The sequence below is a fragment of the Actinomycetospora flava genome, assembly GCF_037400335.1.
Lineage (GTDB): Bacteria > Actinomycetota > Actinomycetes > Mycobacteriales > Pseudonocardiaceae > Actinomycetospora > Actinomycetospora flava.
On the sequence record NZ_JBBEGM010000006.1, the window covers coordinates 61610 to 78626 of the forward strand.

At 73.0% G+C, this 17017-nt stretch carries 13 protein-coding genes and 1 pseudogene; 3 read left to right on the forward strand and 11 right to left on the reverse strand.

What is annotated here, in order from left to right; all coding sequences use genetic code 11:
- Positions 1-222: 222 nt before the first annotated feature.
- The 3 genes and pseudogenes from WCD58_RS15550 to WCD58_RS15560 all read left to right on the forward strand — a co-directional run bounded on the left by WCD58_RS15550 (position 223) and on the right by WCD58_RS15560 (position 2056).
- Positions 223-903: an AfsR/SARP family transcriptional regulator gene (locus WCD58_RS15550; protein WP_337703968.1), complete on the forward strand. Its 681-nt coding sequence runs from the start codon at positions 223-225 to the stop codon at positions 901-903.
- A 96-nt stretch (positions 904-999) separates the two neighbouring features.
- Positions 1000-1259, forward strand: a pseudogene (locus tag WCD58_RS15555) (YciI family protein); the annotation flags it as partial.
- A gap of 374 nt (positions 1260-1633) precedes the next feature.
- Positions 1634-2056 (forward strand): hypothetical protein, encoded by a 423-nt coding sequence (locus WCD58_RS15560; RefSeq protein WP_337703969.1) that lies wholly within the window; start codon positions 1634-1636, stop codon positions 2054-2056.
- Positions 2057-2062: 6 nt separating this feature from the next.
- On the opposite strand, the gene mobF is transcribed toward WCD58_RS15560, so the two are convergent.
- The 11 genes from mobF to ssb form a co-directional block, all read right to left on the reverse strand.
- The gene (mobF, locus tag WCD58_RS15565; protein ID WP_337703970.1) at positions 2063-6475 is read right to left on the reverse strand and encodes a MobF family relaxase; all 4413 of its coding nucleotides are present in this window, start codon (positions 6473-6475) and stop codon (positions 2063-2065) included.
- Between the two features lie 277 nt (positions 6476-6752).
- Complete coding sequence (locus tag WCD58_RS15570) at positions 6753-7571, reverse strand: hypothetical protein (protein WP_337703971.1); 819 nt, start codon at positions 7569-7571, stop codon at positions 6753-6755.
- Between the two features lie 7 nt (positions 7572-7578).
- Positions 7579-7959: a hypothetical protein gene (locus tag WCD58_RS15575; RefSeq protein WP_337703972.1), complete on the reverse strand. Its 381-nt coding sequence runs from the start codon at positions 7957-7959 to the stop codon at positions 7579-7581.
- Positions 7956-8675, reverse strand: coding sequence for a hypothetical protein (locus tag WCD58_RS15580; RefSeq protein WP_337703973.1), 720 nt, complete (start codon positions 8673-8675; stop codon positions 7956-7958). Before WCD58_RS15580 ends, WCD58_RS15575 begins: the two co-directional genes overlap by 4 nt.
- Complete coding sequence (gene ltrA, locus WCD58_RS15585) at positions 8672-10357, reverse strand: group II intron reverse transcriptase/maturase (RefSeq protein WP_337703974.1); 1686 nt, start codon at positions 10355-10357, stop codon at positions 8672-8674. The genes WCD58_RS15580 and ltrA overlap by 4 nt, the downstream gene beginning before the upstream one ends.
- A 540-nt stretch (positions 10358-10897) precedes the next feature.
- Positions 10898-13018, reverse strand: a complete 2121-nt coding sequence (locus tag WCD58_RS15590; RefSeq protein ID WP_337703975.1) for a hypothetical protein — start codon at positions 13016-13018, stop codon at positions 10898-10900.
- Positions 13015-14871, reverse strand: coding sequence for a type IV secretory system conjugative DNA transfer family protein (locus tag WCD58_RS15595; RefSeq protein WP_337703976.1), 1857 nt, complete (start codon positions 14869-14871; stop codon positions 13015-13017). The genes WCD58_RS15590 and WCD58_RS15595 overlap by 4 nt, the downstream gene beginning before the upstream one ends.
- The gene (locus WCD58_RS15600) at positions 14871-15269 is read right to left on the reverse strand and encodes a hypothetical protein (protein ID WP_337703977.1); all 399 of its coding nucleotides are present in this window, start codon (positions 15267-15269) and stop codon (positions 14871-14873) included. The genes WCD58_RS15595 and WCD58_RS15600 overlap by 1 nt, the downstream gene beginning before the upstream one ends.
- The gene (locus tag WCD58_RS15605) at positions 15262-15849 is read right to left on the reverse strand and encodes a hypothetical protein (protein WP_337703978.1); all 588 of its coding nucleotides are present in this window, start codon (positions 15847-15849) and stop codon (positions 15262-15264) included. Before WCD58_RS15605 ends, WCD58_RS15600 begins: the two co-directional genes overlap by 8 nt.
- Positions 15846-16310 carry a WhiB family transcriptional regulator gene (locus WCD58_RS15610; RefSeq protein ID WP_337703979.1) on the reverse strand — a complete coding sequence of 155 codons (465 nt, stop codon included), beginning with the start codon at positions 16308-16310 and terminating at the stop codon, positions 15846-15848. The genes WCD58_RS15605 and WCD58_RS15610 overlap by 4 nt, the downstream gene beginning before the upstream one ends.
- The gene (gene ssb, locus WCD58_RS15615; protein WP_337703980.1) at positions 16303-16755 is read right to left on the reverse strand and encodes a single-stranded DNA-binding protein; all 453 of its coding nucleotides are present in this window, start codon (positions 16753-16755) and stop codon (positions 16303-16305) included. The genes WCD58_RS15610 and ssb overlap by 8 nt, the downstream gene beginning before the upstream one ends.
- Positions 16756-17017: the final 262 nt, after the last annotated feature.

Genomic DNA, 17017 nt, shown 5'->3' on the forward strand with positions numbered 1-17017 from the left:
TTTCCGATAACGGGCGGACACGTCGCGGGGGGAGCCATGGCGCCGGCGAAGGCGGGTGACGCGGCGGCATCGGCGGCCGAGGCCGGGCGTCGGGGTCCGGCGTCTGCCGCCGACCGTGACCACGGTCGGGACCGTGAGCCGGCGCCGGTGGCCGATCGCGGACCGCGGCGTACCCGAGCGAGGACCCGCGTCGACAGTCTCTCCAGCGTCGAGCTGTCGCTGATGGGCCTGTTCTGCCTCCGGGTCGACGGCCGGGTCGTCGACCTCCCCGGCACCTCGAAGCGGCTCGTGGCCGTCCTCGCGCTGCAGGGGCGCACGAGCCGCAGCCGTCTCGCCGGGACGCTGTGGCCGGAGGCCAGCGAGCCGCGAGCCCTGGCGAGCCTGCGCACGGTGATCTGGCGGGTGAACCAGGCGGCCCCCCAGCTGGTCCTGACTCGGGGGGACGCGGTCGAGGTCGACGCCCGGGCCCAGGTCGACGTCCGCGCCTTCGTCGCCCGCGCGACGGCCGTGCTCCACGGCCGCGACGGGAATGTCCCTACGTGGCCGTTGACCGAGGACGACCTGCTCGTGGACTGGGACGAGCCGTGGCTGACCCACGAGCGCGAGCGACTGCACCAGCTGCGCCTGCACCTTCTCGAGGCGGTGGCCGAGCGGCTGTCCGAGGACGGTCGGTACGGCTTGGCTATCGAGGCCGCGCTCGCCGCGGTCCGCTGCGACGCCCTGCGCGAGAGCGCGCACCGGACCCTCATCCGCGCGCACCTCGCAGAGGGCAACGTCGGCGAGGCTCGTCGGGCCTATCGCAACGTCGCCCGGCTGCTCGACCAGGAGCTCGGCCTCGCCCCCGGCGCCGAGACGACCGCACTCCTCGCCGTGCTCGGGCCGCGCGAGGTGGGAGGCGGCTGAAGAATCCTCCGCAGCGGGGCGTCGAGAACGCGGCGTCGGCCCCGTCCCTGGGTCGGAGTGGCCGACGCGATCCGCGTGCCGAAGGAGGAGAACGCCATGAAGTACCTGCTGCTCGAGCACTACCGGGGTGGCCCGGCCCCCTCGACCGACATGACCCCATGGACCGGTGGATACCGGACGGGGTCGACGCGCACATAAACTACATGAGCGATTTCGCGAAGCGCCTGGTCGATACCGGTGAGTTCGTCGACAGCCAGGCGCTGGCGTCCGAGGGCGCCTTCGTGCGGTACGACGGCGAGGGGCGCCCGCCGGTGACCGACGGCCCGTTCGCCGAGACCAAGGACCTCATCGTCGGCTGAATGATGATCGATATGGAGTCCTGGGACCGCTTCCAGCTCTTCGCCCGACCACCCTCGTATCGAACGCTCCGCGGGCGACCAGGTCTAGGCGCTGTCACCTCCGATCTCGCGCACTACGCTCGTCGACTCGAACAATCGGGCGAAACAGCACGCGGGCACGGTCACCGCCTGGAGCGTCGCAGCCAGGCGGCGTCGAACGTGTCGTCCTGGTCGACCGAGGGACGGCATCCGATGTCGGTTCGTCAATGTCGGCCGCGACCTGTTCCAAGGTCGAGGCCGAGTCGAAGCCCTACTCCTTATCTCGCATCTGGACCTCGCCCTTCCGCTCCAGGACCTGCCCATTATCGCTGCGCTGTGCAACGCTGACCTGCGTGAAGGTGACGGATGCGGACATGGGCGCCGTCCCGTCGAGAAATGTCCGCGTACCACGCCAGGACTTCTTGTTGACGTGGCTCGCCGCCAGCGAGCGCGCCGATGAGCTGGCAGCGAGTGGGGTGACGGACTGGTATGTAGGCGGCGTCGCGACCACCTGTCGGTGGCTGGCCACGGCGCCGTCCCGACTGCCGAATGGGTTGGTCGATCCGACGCCGGCGCCCGCGACGCGGAGGACCGCGCTCGCGTACGAGGAGCTGATCGAGCAGGAGTTCCTGGCTGCCGAGCGGCTGGCGGAGCAGCGCCCGGACCTCGTGGAGTCGCGCCCGGGCTGGTGCGAGGGCGTGCTGGCGACCCTGCGGTGGGCGTGGCGTCGCGAGGGGCCCGCGCCCGTGAACGTTGAGATCCCGGCAGGGAAGTAGGCAGCCTCAAACGCTCGCGTCGTCAGCGTCGAAGGCCTCATCAGGCTCGTCTGTTGCCGTGGCGACCGGAGCGTTGATGTCCTCGACGGCTTCGTCGCGGGACTGCCAGTGGGTGAGCTGCTCCGCTCGGTGGTCGGCCTCCTCCTTGGCGTCGGCTTCGTCGCGGGCTCGCATCTCGGCGAGGGCGCGGTTCGCTTTCTCCACCGCTGCATTGGTCTCGTCGGCGGTGGGCACGCGGACGTGGTCCTCAGCCAGTGGGGCGGGTTCTGCCTCAGCCTCCTCCCGGATGTCGGGGTCGCTGGCTTCCACCGTGACGTCGTCGTCCCGTCGGTCGACGATCTCTCCCTCCGCAGTCTCGTGGATGTCGTCCGGTCGTTCGGGGACATCAGCGTCGGTCACCTCGCGATGTGCCTCGTCGTCGGCAACAGAGGCTCGATGAGCGGCAAGCCACTCAGCAGCGGTGGAGCGCGGCTCGGGGTCGGTGTCGTCGGCGTGGCGCGCGGCGAGCTCGGCCTTGGCGCGTTCGGCAGCGGCGCGGGTGCCGGCGGTGTGGGCGAGCCATTGCGAGCGGATGTCGTCGAGCTCGGCGAGTTCCCGGGCACGGGACTCGAGTGACGTCGCGAGGGTCCCGGTCTGGTCGGCCTCGTGGCCGAGACGGACCTTCTCGTCGGGGTCGGTGGCCGCGTCGGCTTCGGCGCGCCGGAGTTCGGCGTCCTGACGGGTTCGGGTGGCGGTCTGGTGGGTGCCGGCCAGCTCGTTGGCGACGTAGCGCGGGGCCCAGGCGGCTTCGCGTTCGTGCGCCCGGATCCGGACGCGGAGTTGGCCGTCGGAGAGCTCGAGCTCTTCGCGGTCGATCTCGGGGCGTCCGAGGGCGCGCCAGGCTGCGCGGTAGGAGGCGTAGGCCTCGACCTGGCCAGGGGCGGGCGCCGCCCCGAGGGCGTCCTCGCTGCTGTCGTGGCCACTGAGTTCGCGCCAGGCGGCGATGGCTGCTGCTCGGTCCTGCCAGCGGTCGAGCTCCTCGGGTGCGTCGGGGACGGGGCCCAGGGCGTCGGTCAGCCACCGTGGTTGTTCCGCGGTGAGCTGTTGCCCGACCTTGTGGGCGCGCTGGTCGGCGGCGTCGGCGAGCGAGGTGAGGTAGCGGTCCCAGTCGGAGCGGCCGGTGCGCGGTGTCCAGTCGGCCCACCGTTGTCCTTCGGGATCGAAGGTGTGGGCGTCGCGGATGCGGCCGTGGATGACGTTGGTGAGGTTGCGGGCCCCGTCGAGGGGCCGGTCGGTGACGGCGTCGCGGAGGACGGCTTCGGGGTCGTGGCCGGCGATCTCGGCGCGGCGCAGAACGCGGGTCAGGGATGCGGCCCCGCCTTCTGCGGCCAGCCGCGCGCGGTCGTGGGTGGTGATCGTTCCGTGGGCGGCGAGGGCGTCGAGCCAGCCGCCGGTCCGTTCGACCGCGGCGAGGTGGGCGGCGTCGGCGAACAGTTCTGCGGCGGTACGAGTGGCGCCGACCTTGGTGGCCGACTCGGTGGCGATGGCCAGTGCTGACGCGGTGTCTGTCGTGTCGTCTCGGGTGAGGATGCCGGCGAGCACCGCGACGGGGTCGCGGTGCAGCGAGTGCTCGGTGGCGAGTCCGTCAGCGGGGTCGGCGGGCCCGTTGATGGTGGCGACGTGGGCGGTGTTCGAGGCGCCGCCGCGGGAGAGGCCGACGTAGCTCGCCGCGCGGCTGGTCGACGGGCCGGCGACGAGGTGGCCGGTGTCGACGGTGCGGCCCTGGGTGGCGTGCGCGGTCCCGGCGTAGGCCAGGGACAGGTCGGCGGCGACGTAGTCGCTGGGGAGAACCAGCGTCTCGCCGAGCACCTCGGCGCCCTCGCTGTCACGACCGTGGACCGGCGCCACGGTGAGGGAGCCATCGTCTCCGAGGGCGGTGACGCGGTAGGTCTCGCGGTTGATCGGTCCGCGCTTGTTGCCGTCGTGGCCGGCGAGCTCCCAGCCGTTGCGGCGGGCGGCGACGAGGTCACCGACGCCGGCGTATGCGCCCTCCCGGCCGAGCGCGACCCCGTGCTCGTCGACGCGTCCGAGACGGACCAGCTCGGCGCGCAGCCCCGCGGACAGGCGTGCGGCCTGGTCGTTGGTGTCGACCACCAGCACCGAGCGCTGCCCGGCGAGGGTGTCGGCGAGCCACGCTCGGGAGGCGGAGGCTTCGGCGTCCTCAACGGTGCCGGTGTCGAGGATTCGTCCGTGGCGGTGGTAGTCGCGCAGCACGGCCTCGTCGCCCTCGCGCAGGCGCAGCGAGGCGGGTCCTTCCCAGTCCTCGCGGAAGCGGCGGGTCTCGGCGAGCTCGTAGCGGGCACCGACCTGGGAGAGCAGGTCCATCGCACCGCCGGCGCCGACCGCGGCAAGCTGGCGGTGGTCCCCGACGAGCAGCAGCTTCGCACCGGCGTCTTTCACGCGTTCGTGGATCGCGGCGAGCGCGGCGGTGTCGGTCATCGCGGACTCGTCGACGACCACCAGGTCACCGACCTGCAGCCGCCACCCGTCGAGGTCGGTGGCCCCGGTGCGGGCGAGCCGGTCCTGGGTGGTGAGCCAGCGGTCGACGTTGCGGGCGATGAGGCCCTCGTCGACGAGGACCTCGGTAGCGATCTGGCTGGTCGCCAGCCCGAACACCCGCCCTGCCGCGGCGCCGCGCAGCTCCGGGTCGGACCAGGCCCTGGCGAGGGCGCCGACGACGAAGCTCTTGCCGGTACCGGCCGGCCCGACGAGGGTCTCGATCCGCGCACCCGAGGTCAGCACTCCACGGACGGCGGCAGCCTGATCGGCGCCGAGCCCCACACCGGAGTCCCGCAGCTGGGTCAGAAACCGGTCCGCGACCGAGGCGGGCGCTGCCTCGGCGTCGCCTCGACGGGCCGCGGCGACCATCGCGCGCTCGGTGTGGACGTGCTCGGGGGTGGCGTAGAGCTTGGCGCCGGGCGCGTCGTAGGCCGACCGACCGTTGGCCAGCCGCAGCTCGTCCGGCAGGACATCATCGCCGGGACGGGCAGCGTCCAGCGGGGTCGCGAGGTCTAGGCCCTCGTCGGTGAGCCAGTCCAGGAGACCGGCCACGTCCCGGCCGTCGGTCAGGCCAAGGGTGTCGGGCAGGGCGTCGTTGATCGCGCGGGTGAGGTCGGCGCGGGTCCAGGCGGCCTTGCGGGTCTGCACGTCGGCCAGCGCGGTCTCCAGGACCTCGCGCGGGGCCCACTGCCCTGCAACCGGCGGGTCCTGCTCGCGGGCGCCGAGGACGTCCTCGGCGACGCCGCGCAGTCCGCCGGCGACCTCGTCGCGGAGCTGGGCGTCGATGCGGTCGAGGAACTGGCTGCGGGTCTCGCCCTCGTGCGACTTGGCGCGGCGGGTGGCCAGGGTGGCCTGGCGGGAGAGCCGGTCGCGTTCGAGGCCGTTGGCCTCGCGGTCGTGGTGGGCCTCGAACTCGGCGATCAGCTGCTCGGCCTTTTCGGTGACCGCGCGGCGCCGCGACGAGAGCAGGTCGGTGACCGTGTCGTCGATGCCGATGACCTCTCGCGCCTTCCCGTCGGGACGCATGGCCAGCTTCAGTCCGAGCGCGTGGGCGAGGTGCTCCTCGGTGGTGCGCTCGCCGACCGCAGCCGCCGCCGGGCGGAACTTGTGGATCGCGCGGGAGTCGAGGGTGCGCCACTCGTCGTCGGAGTCACCCGGGGCGCGGTTGAGGATCGGGTTGTGGATGTGCAGCTGCGGGTCGTGGTCACGCGAGTCGTGCTGGAAGAACGACGCCACCACCCAGCCGTGCGCGTCGACCCACCGGCCGGCGGCGCCGCCGTGATGCCCGACCCGGGCGTAGCCGGCCTTGTCCTGCAGGTAGGACAGCGCGGCGTTGTTGCCCGCCCAGATGGCGTCCTCGACAGCCCGGCGGTACTCGCCCCACGCCGCGGCGGCGTCCTCCTCGCCGGCGTCCCGGGCTTTGACCTCCTCGGCCTCGAACGCGGTGTGCAGCACCGTGACGCTCTTCTGAACGCTGAACGTGGCGTCCAGGAAGGCGACGTTGTGCCGGGCCTGCTTGCCCGCCTCGACCTGGAGTTCAGCGCGGCGTTCAGCGCTGGCGTCGGGCTCGCGTTCAAGCGCCGCGGCGTACAACTCGTCCTCGGTCGCGTAGCGGCGGCCGGTGTGGCCGAGGGTCGGGACCTCGTCCCACCGATCGGGGTCGGCGAAGCCCTCGTGGCGCGGGTCGAGGAAGCGCTCGTAGATCCCGCGCATGGCTTGGGCGTCGACCAGCCCGCTCAGGCCGAGCTTCTCCGCGCCGGAGCCCCACCAGCGTCCGGGCGGTTCGCCGTCGGTGACCGCGCCGGTGTAGTAGGACTCGCGGCCGGTCGCGACCTCGTTGAGGAGGTAGTCCGGCGAGTATCCGGAGGAGACGCTCAGCATTCGGACGACCTCTCGGAGATCGTCCACGGTGGCTTTGCGAGCACGCCGGTCGCGCGCGGTCGTTCCGGCCGGCCGGAGGCCGGCCCGGACCCTCGGATCGTGATGCCTAGGTGTGCGTCTTCTGATCTTTCCCTTGATCTTTTCGGTCGTAGGTCTTGTTGTTCGTGTCTTGTCGTCTGTTCGGCGTAGTGATCGGTGTCGGGAAGTGGTCTTGGTTCTTGCTCTTCGTCTTGGTGCTGGTTGTTGGTTGTGGTCGTGGTGATCGGCTGCTGGATGGTCATGGTTGGGCCTCGTCGGTGGGGTCGTTCGTGTTGGTGTTGATCAGACGGAGGGGCATCGGTCGGTCGCGTAAGGCTTTGAGCGCGGCGGCGGCGGTGCCGCGAGACACCTCGGCGGCGGTCTCGAGCTCGGTGACCGTTGGCCAGGCGCCGTGGCGCTGGGCGTGCCGGGCTGCGGCCGCCTCGGCCCGGTCGCGGGCCGGCGAGGCCGCCGCCCGCGAAGACAAGGCAGCCGATCGGTCGTCGGTGGCGCGCTCATGGCCCGCCGGGTCCGCGTTCTCACCGGGCCCGGGCTGAACGACGCCGGGGAGGACGTGCGCCTGTACAGCGGCGGCGTTCAACGATGTCCGATGAACGGGTTCGGGCTGAACAGCACGAGGGCCCGCGGCGGCGAGCAGGTAGAGCAGATGCGCGACCACGGCGGCAGCGACGGCCGGCCAGGCGCCGACCCCGAACCGCAGCGCGGAGGAAACCTCCACCGTGGGGCCACCGGCCAGGTAAGTGGCCTGGGCGAGCCCGGACAGCCCCGCCGCGGTGACGACAACCGTCCACGCATAGCGCGCGGCGCCCTCGCGCAGCCGTGCGGTGGCGGAGTAGGCGACCAATGCGAGCCCGTCGGTGATCAGCGGGTAGAGCCACGCGATCCCGGCCGGCACGCGCGCGGCGACGGCGACCTCGAACAGGCCGTGCGCGGTCGCCACGGCCGCGCCAAGCGCGACCGCCAGCCCGGGAAGCCACAGCAGTACACCCGTCCCACGCGAGCCCGACGCGCGATCCCGCGCGGTATCGGTGTCGATATCGGTGTCGGTCTCGGCCATGAACCTGTTAGTCCGTGTCGGCGTCGACGCTGTCGCGCTCGACGGTCCGGTCAGCCGCGTGCCACTGGGTGAGCTGCTCGCGACGCTGCTGGTCCTGGCCGCCCTGCTCGACGGCCCGGCCAGCGCCGCGGGCCGCCCTGTCGGCAGGGGCTCCGCGAGACGACGCCGCGCCAGGCTTCGCGGGCTGGTTGCGGGTGGCTTCCTGGTCGAGTCGTGCGACGGCCTGGCGGAGGTCGTCGAGGGAGCCGCAGAAGCAGTGGAACTGATCGGGCGCGATCGCGTTCATGTGTGCGAAGTAGATCTCCGACAGCCGGTCCCACTCTGCCCGCTCCGCGGCTTCGCGGGCCCGTTGCTGCGCACGGGTCTCGGCCTGCTCGGCGGCGGTCATCGCGACCACCGCCCGTGCTCGGCGCCGTTGACCTCGGCGTTGATGCCCGAGCCATCCCGCCCTGCGGTGCACGTCGCAGCCGGCTCGGGGGCCGCGTCGTCGCGGGCGCCGGCCCACCAGGCGGCGATCGGGGCGAGCGCGTCGAGGCCGGGCACCGGTGTCGCGCCGCTGGGGGCCTGAGACCAGCCCGCACGGGTCTGGTGCCGTTCCCGCGAGCACGATCCGACCGAGGTCTTGAGCCGGCGCACCACCCCGGGGCGTTGCCGGTCGTGCCAGTCCCCGGCCAGCTGCACCGACGCGCCCCGTTCCTCGTAGGCGGCGCGCCACGCGTGGGAGAGCCAGAGCAGCTCCTCGACGACGTCGGGGTGCCAGAGCCAGCACTCGGGCAGCACCGCGACCCCGTCGGGGTAGCGCAGGAACACCACCTGCAGCCACCGACACAGCCCCTCGAGCAGCTGCGCCACCGCGGCCGGGTCGGTGGGCGCGGTCAGCCACGACGGGGCCACCGTCGGGCCCGGTCGGGCGGGGGTGGCGGCGACGGCGTCGGCGAGCTGGGCCACCGTGCGGGCCAGGTCGTCGACCCGGGTCGGAGTGCCGACCAGCGCGTCGAGCCCGCGACGCAGCCCGTCGACTTCGCGAGCCAGCCCGGCCAGCGCCTCGACCCGCGCGAACTCCCCGTCCACGCCGTTGGGCTGGCTGCTGGGGCGGCGGCTCACCGGTACCACCCCGACGCCGGGTCGCCAAAGTCGCCGCTCTCACCACTGTCACCGGTGCCCTCGGCGGTGTCTCCCGCATCGGCGGGTACGGACGCCCGGTTGAGTCGGCCTGGGGCGCGGTGCCGGGATTGCTCCCGGTCCGTTTCCCCAGGCCGCTCGCCGAACCCGCCGTGCGCGTCTCCGCGCAACGGGCTCTCCACGGTTTCTGCCGAGTGGGTGTTGACGGGGTGGACCCACGGGTTGGGGATCTTGCTGCGGTAGCGGTATCGGGTGACCGGCACCGCGCCCATGTCGAACAGCTCGATCCCGTCCGCTGTTGGCCGTCGCCATCGCCCGCTGGGGTCGATGAGCCAGCGGCGGACGTCGGCCCGTTGCCAGCGGTGCCGGTGACGCACCATCGCCGCGACGCGTCGCCACGCGAACGCGGCGATCGTGGCGAAGGTGTGCTTGGCGACCGCGTGGCGGAAGTAGGCCGCCCAACCGTGCATGACCTGGTTGAGCCGGGTCAGCACTGTCGGTAGGTCCTGCTGGGAATTCCTGCGGGTCAGGGCACGAATCTTCGCCTTGATCGACCGGACGGGCCGGTCAGCGATGAAGGTGTAGACGTGCCACGTGTTCGACCCTTTCTTGCGGCGCCACTGGATGCGGAACCCCAGAAAGTCGAACCCCTCGCCCATGTGCACGACCGCGGTCTTGACTGGTGACAGCGCAAGACCCATAGGAGCGAGCACACGCGCGATCTCCTCGCGCACCGTCTCGGTGTCGGTCTGGGTCCCGTGGACCAGAACGACGAAGTCATCGGCGTAGCGGATGATCCGCCAGTTCGGTGACCCGCGATGACGACGAACGGCGCGTCGATACTTGGTGGACATCTCCCCGCCGGGCTGCCACGGCCGATGCAGGTGCTCATCGAGCACCGACAAGGCGATGTTGGCCAACAGCGGAGACAGAATGCCCCCTTGCGGCGTGCCGGTCGGGGTGTCGCGTTCCTCGCCGAGCTCGGTGAGCAATCCGGCCTTGAGGAACCCCTTGACCAGCGCCAGCACGCGCTTATCGCTCACCCGCGACCGCACCCGCTCCAGCAGCGCGGTGTGGTCGATGGTGTCGAAACATGCCTCGATATCCGCGTCGAGCACCCAACGGTATCCGTTGGTGCCGAACAGGTGTATCTCGGCGATCGCGTCGTGGGCTCGCCGCTTGGGCCGGAACCCGTAGGAGACCGGCATGAAGTCGGCCTCGAAGATCGGTTCCAGCACCAGCTTCAGCGCCGCCTGAACGACCCGGTCCGCGACCGTCGGTATCCCGAGGCTGCGGACCTTGCCCGACCCACCCGGCTTGGGGATCTTGCGCTCCCGCACCGGCAGGGCCCGGAACGCACCCGTCTTGAGCTGGGCGCGCACGTCGTCCAGGAACACCTCGGCCCCGATGTTCTGCTCGATGTGGGTGGCCGTGCGGCCATCCGCCCCGGCAGTGCGGGCTCCGGTGTTGCTCGCGACCCGGTCGAACGCCACCCTCAGCGTCGCCGGGTCGTGCACCAGGTTGAACAGGTCGTCAAACCGACGACCAGGGTCGGTCGCCGCCCACTGGTGAAGCTTGGCCTGCATCCCCGATACCCGCGCCCGCGACCCCTCCGGGGCCACCGAGACCGGAGCGTCGCCATTCAGCGTCGCATCTTTCGGCATTACAGCCTCCTCCCTTCTCGAAACCGCTGCCGCCCTTCCCCATGTGCCGGGCTCTCCCCGGCTCGGAGTACTACGGCGGCTCCGTCCCACCCCGGACCGATCAGCGGTCGATGCGCTCAACCCGCCCGCCGCGTCGGCAACGCGGAAAGAGGGCAAGACCCGGGGTGGTTCCCGTGTTCACTGATGATTCGTTCGATGGGCTAGGAGCCCGACTCTGTCCCTGCGGTATCGCCACGAGTACGCCGCAGACATTCCTTGTGGCCTCCCGATCGGCAACGACAGACCAGCCCGGGAGTTCTCCCACCCGACATGAGGGGCAGGGTGCGCACCGCGACCGGCCCATATCCGCCAGATTTGAGCCGGTGGCACGTTAAGAGACGTAACGACGCCGGTTCCTCACGTACTCCTTCCCATCACGCTCGCCGAACCCGCACCATCTGGCAGTACTGGCACGTCCCGGCTTTGTCAGGGCTGCTCCCACCATTCCCGGCATCACCCGAGTCCGGCTGCCCTCAGCTTCACCGTTCTGCTGCGACAGAATCAGTCGCGGAGGTCTCCCACCTCCGCTCGAATCCCCAGCGCCCCACGGCGCACGTCGTCGTCGTGCCACCGCGCCAGCTGCTCCCGGCGCCGCTGCTCATCGATGCCCGCGTCGACACCGGAGCCGGCTTCATGCGCGGAGCCGATGCCGTCGCGGGCGGCGAGCCGGGCACGCGCCCGTTCGAGCTGGGCCCGCGCCCGGTCCGGACCGTCGACATTGGGAACGGAGTCGGTGGCCGCGCGCTCCGCGTCGGGATGGCCATCGGGTCGCGCCTGCAGGGCGGGTTGGTCCGGGACTGTGTCGTCGTCGCGGGACCAGTCGGGCCCCGCGAGGGCGTCGGGCTCGCCGTGCTCGTCGCGCGGAAGTGCGTCGAGCGCGTCGCGCTCGGGGAGCGGGGCGAGCTTGTCGAGGGCTTGGAGCCGGTGGTACTCGGCCCAGGCGTCGGGGTCGGAGTCGTGGGCGCGGTCGGAGAGCACCGCGCGTTCCTGCGCGTCCTGCAGCGCGTCCTCGACCGCGGTCAACGGGCGCGGCCGCCACCCGGAGACGGGGGCGGCGCTCTCGGCCAACCAGGTGGTGCGGGCGGTGGCCTCGATGTCGGAGGCGGGCTCGCGCCAGTCGGGGTCGCCGTACTCCGCGGCCGGGTTGTAGCTCGTGCTCGCGTCCGGACGGGCGTCGAGGTAGGCCTCGTGCTCGGCCCCGGTCCAACGTCCCGGCCCCGGAGTGTGAGGCTGGTCGGTCAGGGTGTGGCCGGTCAGGGTGTGGCTGGCCAGGGTGTCGCGCTCGGCGGCGGCCAGGGGGCGGAAGCCTCCCGGGACGGTCGGGTCGAACACGACGTAGCCGTCGCGCTCGGCGATCGCGGCCGCGGTGTCCCAGTCCTCCACCGCCGCCTGGTGCTCCCCGACGGGCTGGTGGTCGGCCACCGGGACGGCGACGTCGCGGTTCTCGCCGATCGACGCCGCCGAAGCTGCGGACGGGTCTTCGTGGTGCCCGTCGAGGCGGACGACCTGCCCGGTGGCGGGGTCGGTGTAGATGTCGGTGTCCGCCGGGTCCCAGCTCATGTGGCTGCCGGCCACGTCGACCCCGGCGCCCTGGGCGAGGCTCTGGGCCCGGTCGGCTCGCTCGGTGAGGGTCAGCTCCCGCCCGGCGTAGTGGCCCCACGCCCACTCCGGGTCGGCCTTCGCGCGCTCGGCATCGAGATCGTGCGCGGTGGGGATCGGGCGACCACGCTGGAGGTCACGCTCGGGGTCGATCTCGAGGGGTTGGAGCGCGGCGTCGAGCTGACGGCGCCAAGTGGCGGTCTCGGCAGCGAGGGCGTGGTCGTAGTCCTCGCGGACCAGCGCGATGTAGCCGGCGACCTGCGCGGGGAGGCTGACCGCCGGGAGGCCGTGCGCGCGGCGCTCGGCTTCGCCCCTGGTGGCGTCGAGCTCGCGCAGGGCGGCGGCCTGGTCGGCAGGGCTGCCGCTGTGCGCGACCTGGTCGAAGCGCTCGGCGCGGGCAATCAGCTCCCGCTCCGAGAGCTGCGCAAGCGGCACCGTTGGATCGGGCGTCGCCCACGCGACACCCGCCGCAGCGGCGCCCGCCGCCGTTGCCGTCGGGGGGTCGGTGGGATCGGTGGGCTCGGTCATGGCGATCTCTCCTGCAGCAGCGGCGCCTCGTTCGACGTCGGCGTCGGCGTGGTCGTGTGAGGTGGTGTCGTCGCGCTCGCCGTCGGGATCGGGGGTCCAGTAGCGGGCGTGGTCAAAGGCGAGCCCGGCGGCGGCCGCGGCCTGTTCGGCGCGCTCGAGCGCGACGACGTGCGTGAACTCCGCGTCGTCGGGGGTGGTACCGGTGGCGGCGGCGATGTCGTCCCAGCTGTCACCCTCGCCGCGGGCGGCGGCCACGGTCTGCCACTGCCACCCGTCCAGCCGAGAAGCGAGTTGGTGCTGCGCGGCGAGTGCCTCGGTCGCCGAGGGCGCCTGTTGCGCCCCGAGCAGCGCCTGCAGCGTTGCGACGCGCTCGGTGTCGCCGCTGCTGGCGGCGCGAGCGGCGGCTTGGGCGATCACGTCGCGGCTGTTCCAGGCCTGCCAGGTGGCGAGCAGCCGCTGCAGGCTCGGGGTTGAGGTCGACTCCGGGACACTCATCGCCGCCACGACCCGTCACGCGGACCGGGCTGCTGCCCACCGATCACGGGGTCGACGACTGGCTCGACGTCGATCACCAGCGGCATCCGCCCGAACTCCGGCTCCGGGCGCGCAGGCGGTGCCGGTTCCCCTTGCCTGGGGGTGGTGGCGCGGCGCCATAGGGCCCCGAGGCCGATCTCGGCCCACGCCCGCGCCCGCCGCCACCGGCCGCGCCACCCGGTTGTCGGCACGGGGGCGTGGTGGGCGCGGACGTCGCGGCGGGTCCAGGCCATCCGGGCCCGCCCGATCACCGGAGCGATGCCGCGCCGGTAGACCACGACCTTCCCCGCTGGGAGGTTCGCCAGCTGCGCCGGCGCCAGTACTGGAACTTTGCGGACCGTGCGGGACGCGACGCGCCCGTGGAGGTCGGTGGTGGTGATGCGCTCGTCGCGCTCCCCGGCCAGGGTGGACCAGAATTGCAGGTCGGCCTGGTCCCTCGTGCCGCCGAACAGCAGCACCGAGCCGGTGTTGTTCAGGATGGTGGCGGTCTTGTGCTCCCCGTACCGCGCGAGCAGCTGCGCGCGGGACTGGAACGGGGCGATGATGGTGACCCCGCGTCCGCCCATGTCCGCGGTCCAGTTCTCCAACGGCACCGGGCTGATCAGCGCCGCCTCGTCGAGGGCGAGCAGCAGCGGCGGATCGAGCCGCCCGGCCGGCTTCCCCGTGGCGAGGCGGCGGGCCTCGCGGGCGATGTGCCCGGTCAGCGCACATACCAGCGGCCCGGTGTCAGCTTCCTCCGCACCTAGCAGGAACACCGTCGCCCGCGAGGCGAGCAGGGCCTCGACGTCGAAGGGCTGATCCGTGGGCGCTGCCGCGGCGGCCGCGTCGGGATGGTTGAGCCACCCCAGCGCCGGCATGATCGAGTTGGTGATGCTGGTGCGGGTGCGGTCGTTGGTGGTGACGAACTGCTCGGCCGCCTTGTCGAAGGTCTCCACCTGACTGCGCCGCAGCAGGGCGGGGACTTCGCGGGCGGCGCGGTCGTTGTCGGCGACCCAGCCGAGCACGTCGCGCATCGAGCCGCCCCCGAGCGCGGCGGCGTGCAACAGCGCGGCGAGGACGCGGCGGGCCTGGGCGTCCCACCGCTCCGCGTCCCCGTGACTCGCGCGGGAGGTGGCGGCGACCATGTCGGTGGCGCGCTCCATCGCGGTGACCGGGTCGGTGCAGCCGGTCAGTGGGTCGAAGCTGATCGTGGAGCGGATACCGCCCAGCCCGACCGGGTTGAACACGAACACCGGCCCCCGGGACTTCTGCCGGATCGGGGCGCACAGCTCCAGCAGGTCCGTGCGGGTCGAGGTGACCACGGCCGCGCCGGGGGCGTCGAGGACGCGGCTGGCCAGCCAGCCGGTCTTGCCGGTGCGCGGCCCGCCGAACACCAGGGTCACGTCCTCGATCGAGGACCACACCCGCTGCACCCCGACCCGGCACAGCTCCACCCCCACCGCCGTGGTCGGCACCCCCAGCCGCTCCCGGCGGCTGAGGCGAGCCAGTGACGGGCGCACCGTGCCCGCCCGCCGCCGCGTGGCGACCGTGCCCGCATGCCGTGCCACGTCCAGGGTCGAGGCGACCCCGGCGCGGCGCCGCGAGCGCGCCGACCACCGAGTGATCGTGGCCCGCGACCGCGACCAGCGATGCCAGCCCATGAGCATGAGCAGCCCGCCGGCGACCAGCAGCCCGGGCCACGACAGGACCTGCAGCAGCGTGAGCGCCGGCAGCATGGCCAGCAGGCCCGGCGCACACGCCCACAGCCGGGCGCCCCGCGCCACCAGCAGCGCGGTCGTGGCGGCCAGCAGCACCAGGATCAGCAGCGTGACCATCACCGCGACCACCCACCCTGCGCGCTCGACGACCCCGGAAACTCGGAGCGCTGGCGGAGGTCGGGGTGCTGGGGAAGGTCGGGGGTGTCGGTGAGCCAGTAGCCGCCGCCAGTGTGGGCGAGCTGGAAACGCGCGCCCTCGCCGAGCATGCGGCGCGCCCAGGACTGGGCGGCGTCGTCGGTCAGCGGCTCGTCGGTGCGGCCCGCCACCGCGCCGTCGATCAGCAGCGCCCAGGTGATCGGGCCGCCGCACGGCACCTCCCCGAGCCCGACCCCGAGCACCATCGCGGCGATGTCGGCGCGGACCAGCTCCACCCCCAGCAGCAGCGGCAGCGTCGCGTGCACCTGCTCCCCCAGCACCGACACCCCGCTCGCACTGGCCGTTCGCCGGCTACGCATCGCTTCCTCCCTCGTCGCCGCCCTCGTCGTCCTCGCCGTCCTCGCCGTCGCCCGCATGGCGCTGCCAGGCCTCGAGGGCCGCGGCGCGGCGGGCGCAGTCGTGCTCGTGGCCCTGCTCGCGGTCGTCGGGATGCGGGGCGAACGGGCCGCTGTCACGCACCCGGGCCCGGCACGTGGTGCACGTCCACACCGCAGACGCCGGCGGCATGCCGGCCGCAGCGCCGGTTGTGGGGGGTGGCGGTCGGTGCTCGATGAGCCACTCCCACGCCGCCTCGTCCCGCGCGCTTCCTTCTTGAGCTGTGGGGAGCTCGAGGGCGTCGCCGACGGCGTCCCAGCTGTGCCCGGCCCCGCGGGCGCGCAGCGCCCACTCCCGCAGCGCACCGCTCGCGACCTCGGCCACCAGCCGCCCGGCGCGCACCCCGGCCAGCGGATCGGCCAGCACCGGGCGCGAGAGTCCGTGGAAGCCCTCGATCGGCTCTTGCCGCTCGGTGGTGTCGAACGCGGTGACCGCCACCCGGCGCACGTGCTCGCGGGTCGACCACGCCGCCTGCTCCCGGCGGCTCACCTGCAGCGCGCTCACCGCGCGCCACCGCCGGCAGCCCTCGTCGACGGCTCAGTCCGCAGCTCGGCGGGCAGGCGGGCGGCCCAGCGCGCAATGGTGCGGACGCTGACCCCGTACTCCCTGGCCACCTCCGGCGGCGACGACCCGGCCTCGAGCAGCGCCAGCCACCGCGGCTTCCGCTCGCCCGGGCGCACGCGGTGCGCGCGAACCTGTCGACGCTCGTGGGCGGTCATCCCGCCCGCGATGCCGTAAGGAAGCCGCTCGAGCGCCTCGACCAGGCACCGCTCCCGCACCGGGCAGCCGCGGCACACCGCCTTCGCCGCCTCCACCTGCCGGCGCACTAACGACTCGCTCGCCGCTCCGTCGTCCCGCGCCTGGTCCAGCGCCTGGTCCGGCGCCCCGTCGGTGGTCTCCGGGAAGAAGAGCTCCGGGTCGACGCCCCGGCACGCCGCCGATGCCTGCCAATGCGTGTCAGTCATGGCCGCCCACCAGCTCGTCGGCCGAGTCGCCAGCCGAGTCGTCAACGCGCTCCGCCGCCCCGTTCCGGTCGGCGGGCGCGGGTGCGGACGTGCGCTGGGGGCGGGCGGTGGCGTAGCGCAGCGACACCCCGACCTCGTCGACCTCGAGCTCGATCACCTGCCGGCGAGCGCCCTCCGCGGTCTCGAACGAGCGCTGCCGCAGTCGCCCGGTCACCACCACCCGGTCGCCCTTGGACAACGACTCCGCGGCGTGCTCAGCGAGCGGGCCCCACGCCACGGCCCGCAGGAACAGCGCATCCCCATCAATCCACTCGCCGGTTTGACGGTCGAAACGCCGCGGCGTCGACGCCACCGTGAACCCCGCCCGGGCCGCCCCGCTGGGCAGATACCGCAGCTCCGGGGCGTCGGTCAGGTTCCCGACGATGGTCAAAGTGGTCTCGTTCATGACGGTCTCCTCAGGAGTGGGTCAGCCACGCCCGTCGCGCAGCTGGGTGTCGATGGGTCCCGCCGGGTAGCGGGTGGAGGCGTCCTGGCTGCCTTCACCCCGCGTGCGGGCGCCGCCGGCCGTCGAGGTCTCCGGGGTCAAGGGCCGGACGCAGTCCGGCCGCGCAGCGGCGCCGCAGACGCCCTTGAAGCCGGAGGAACGGCTGGCTCACGCTCGGCGGGACACCTCGGGTCGGCGTCGCATTCAGCGACTCATTCGGACT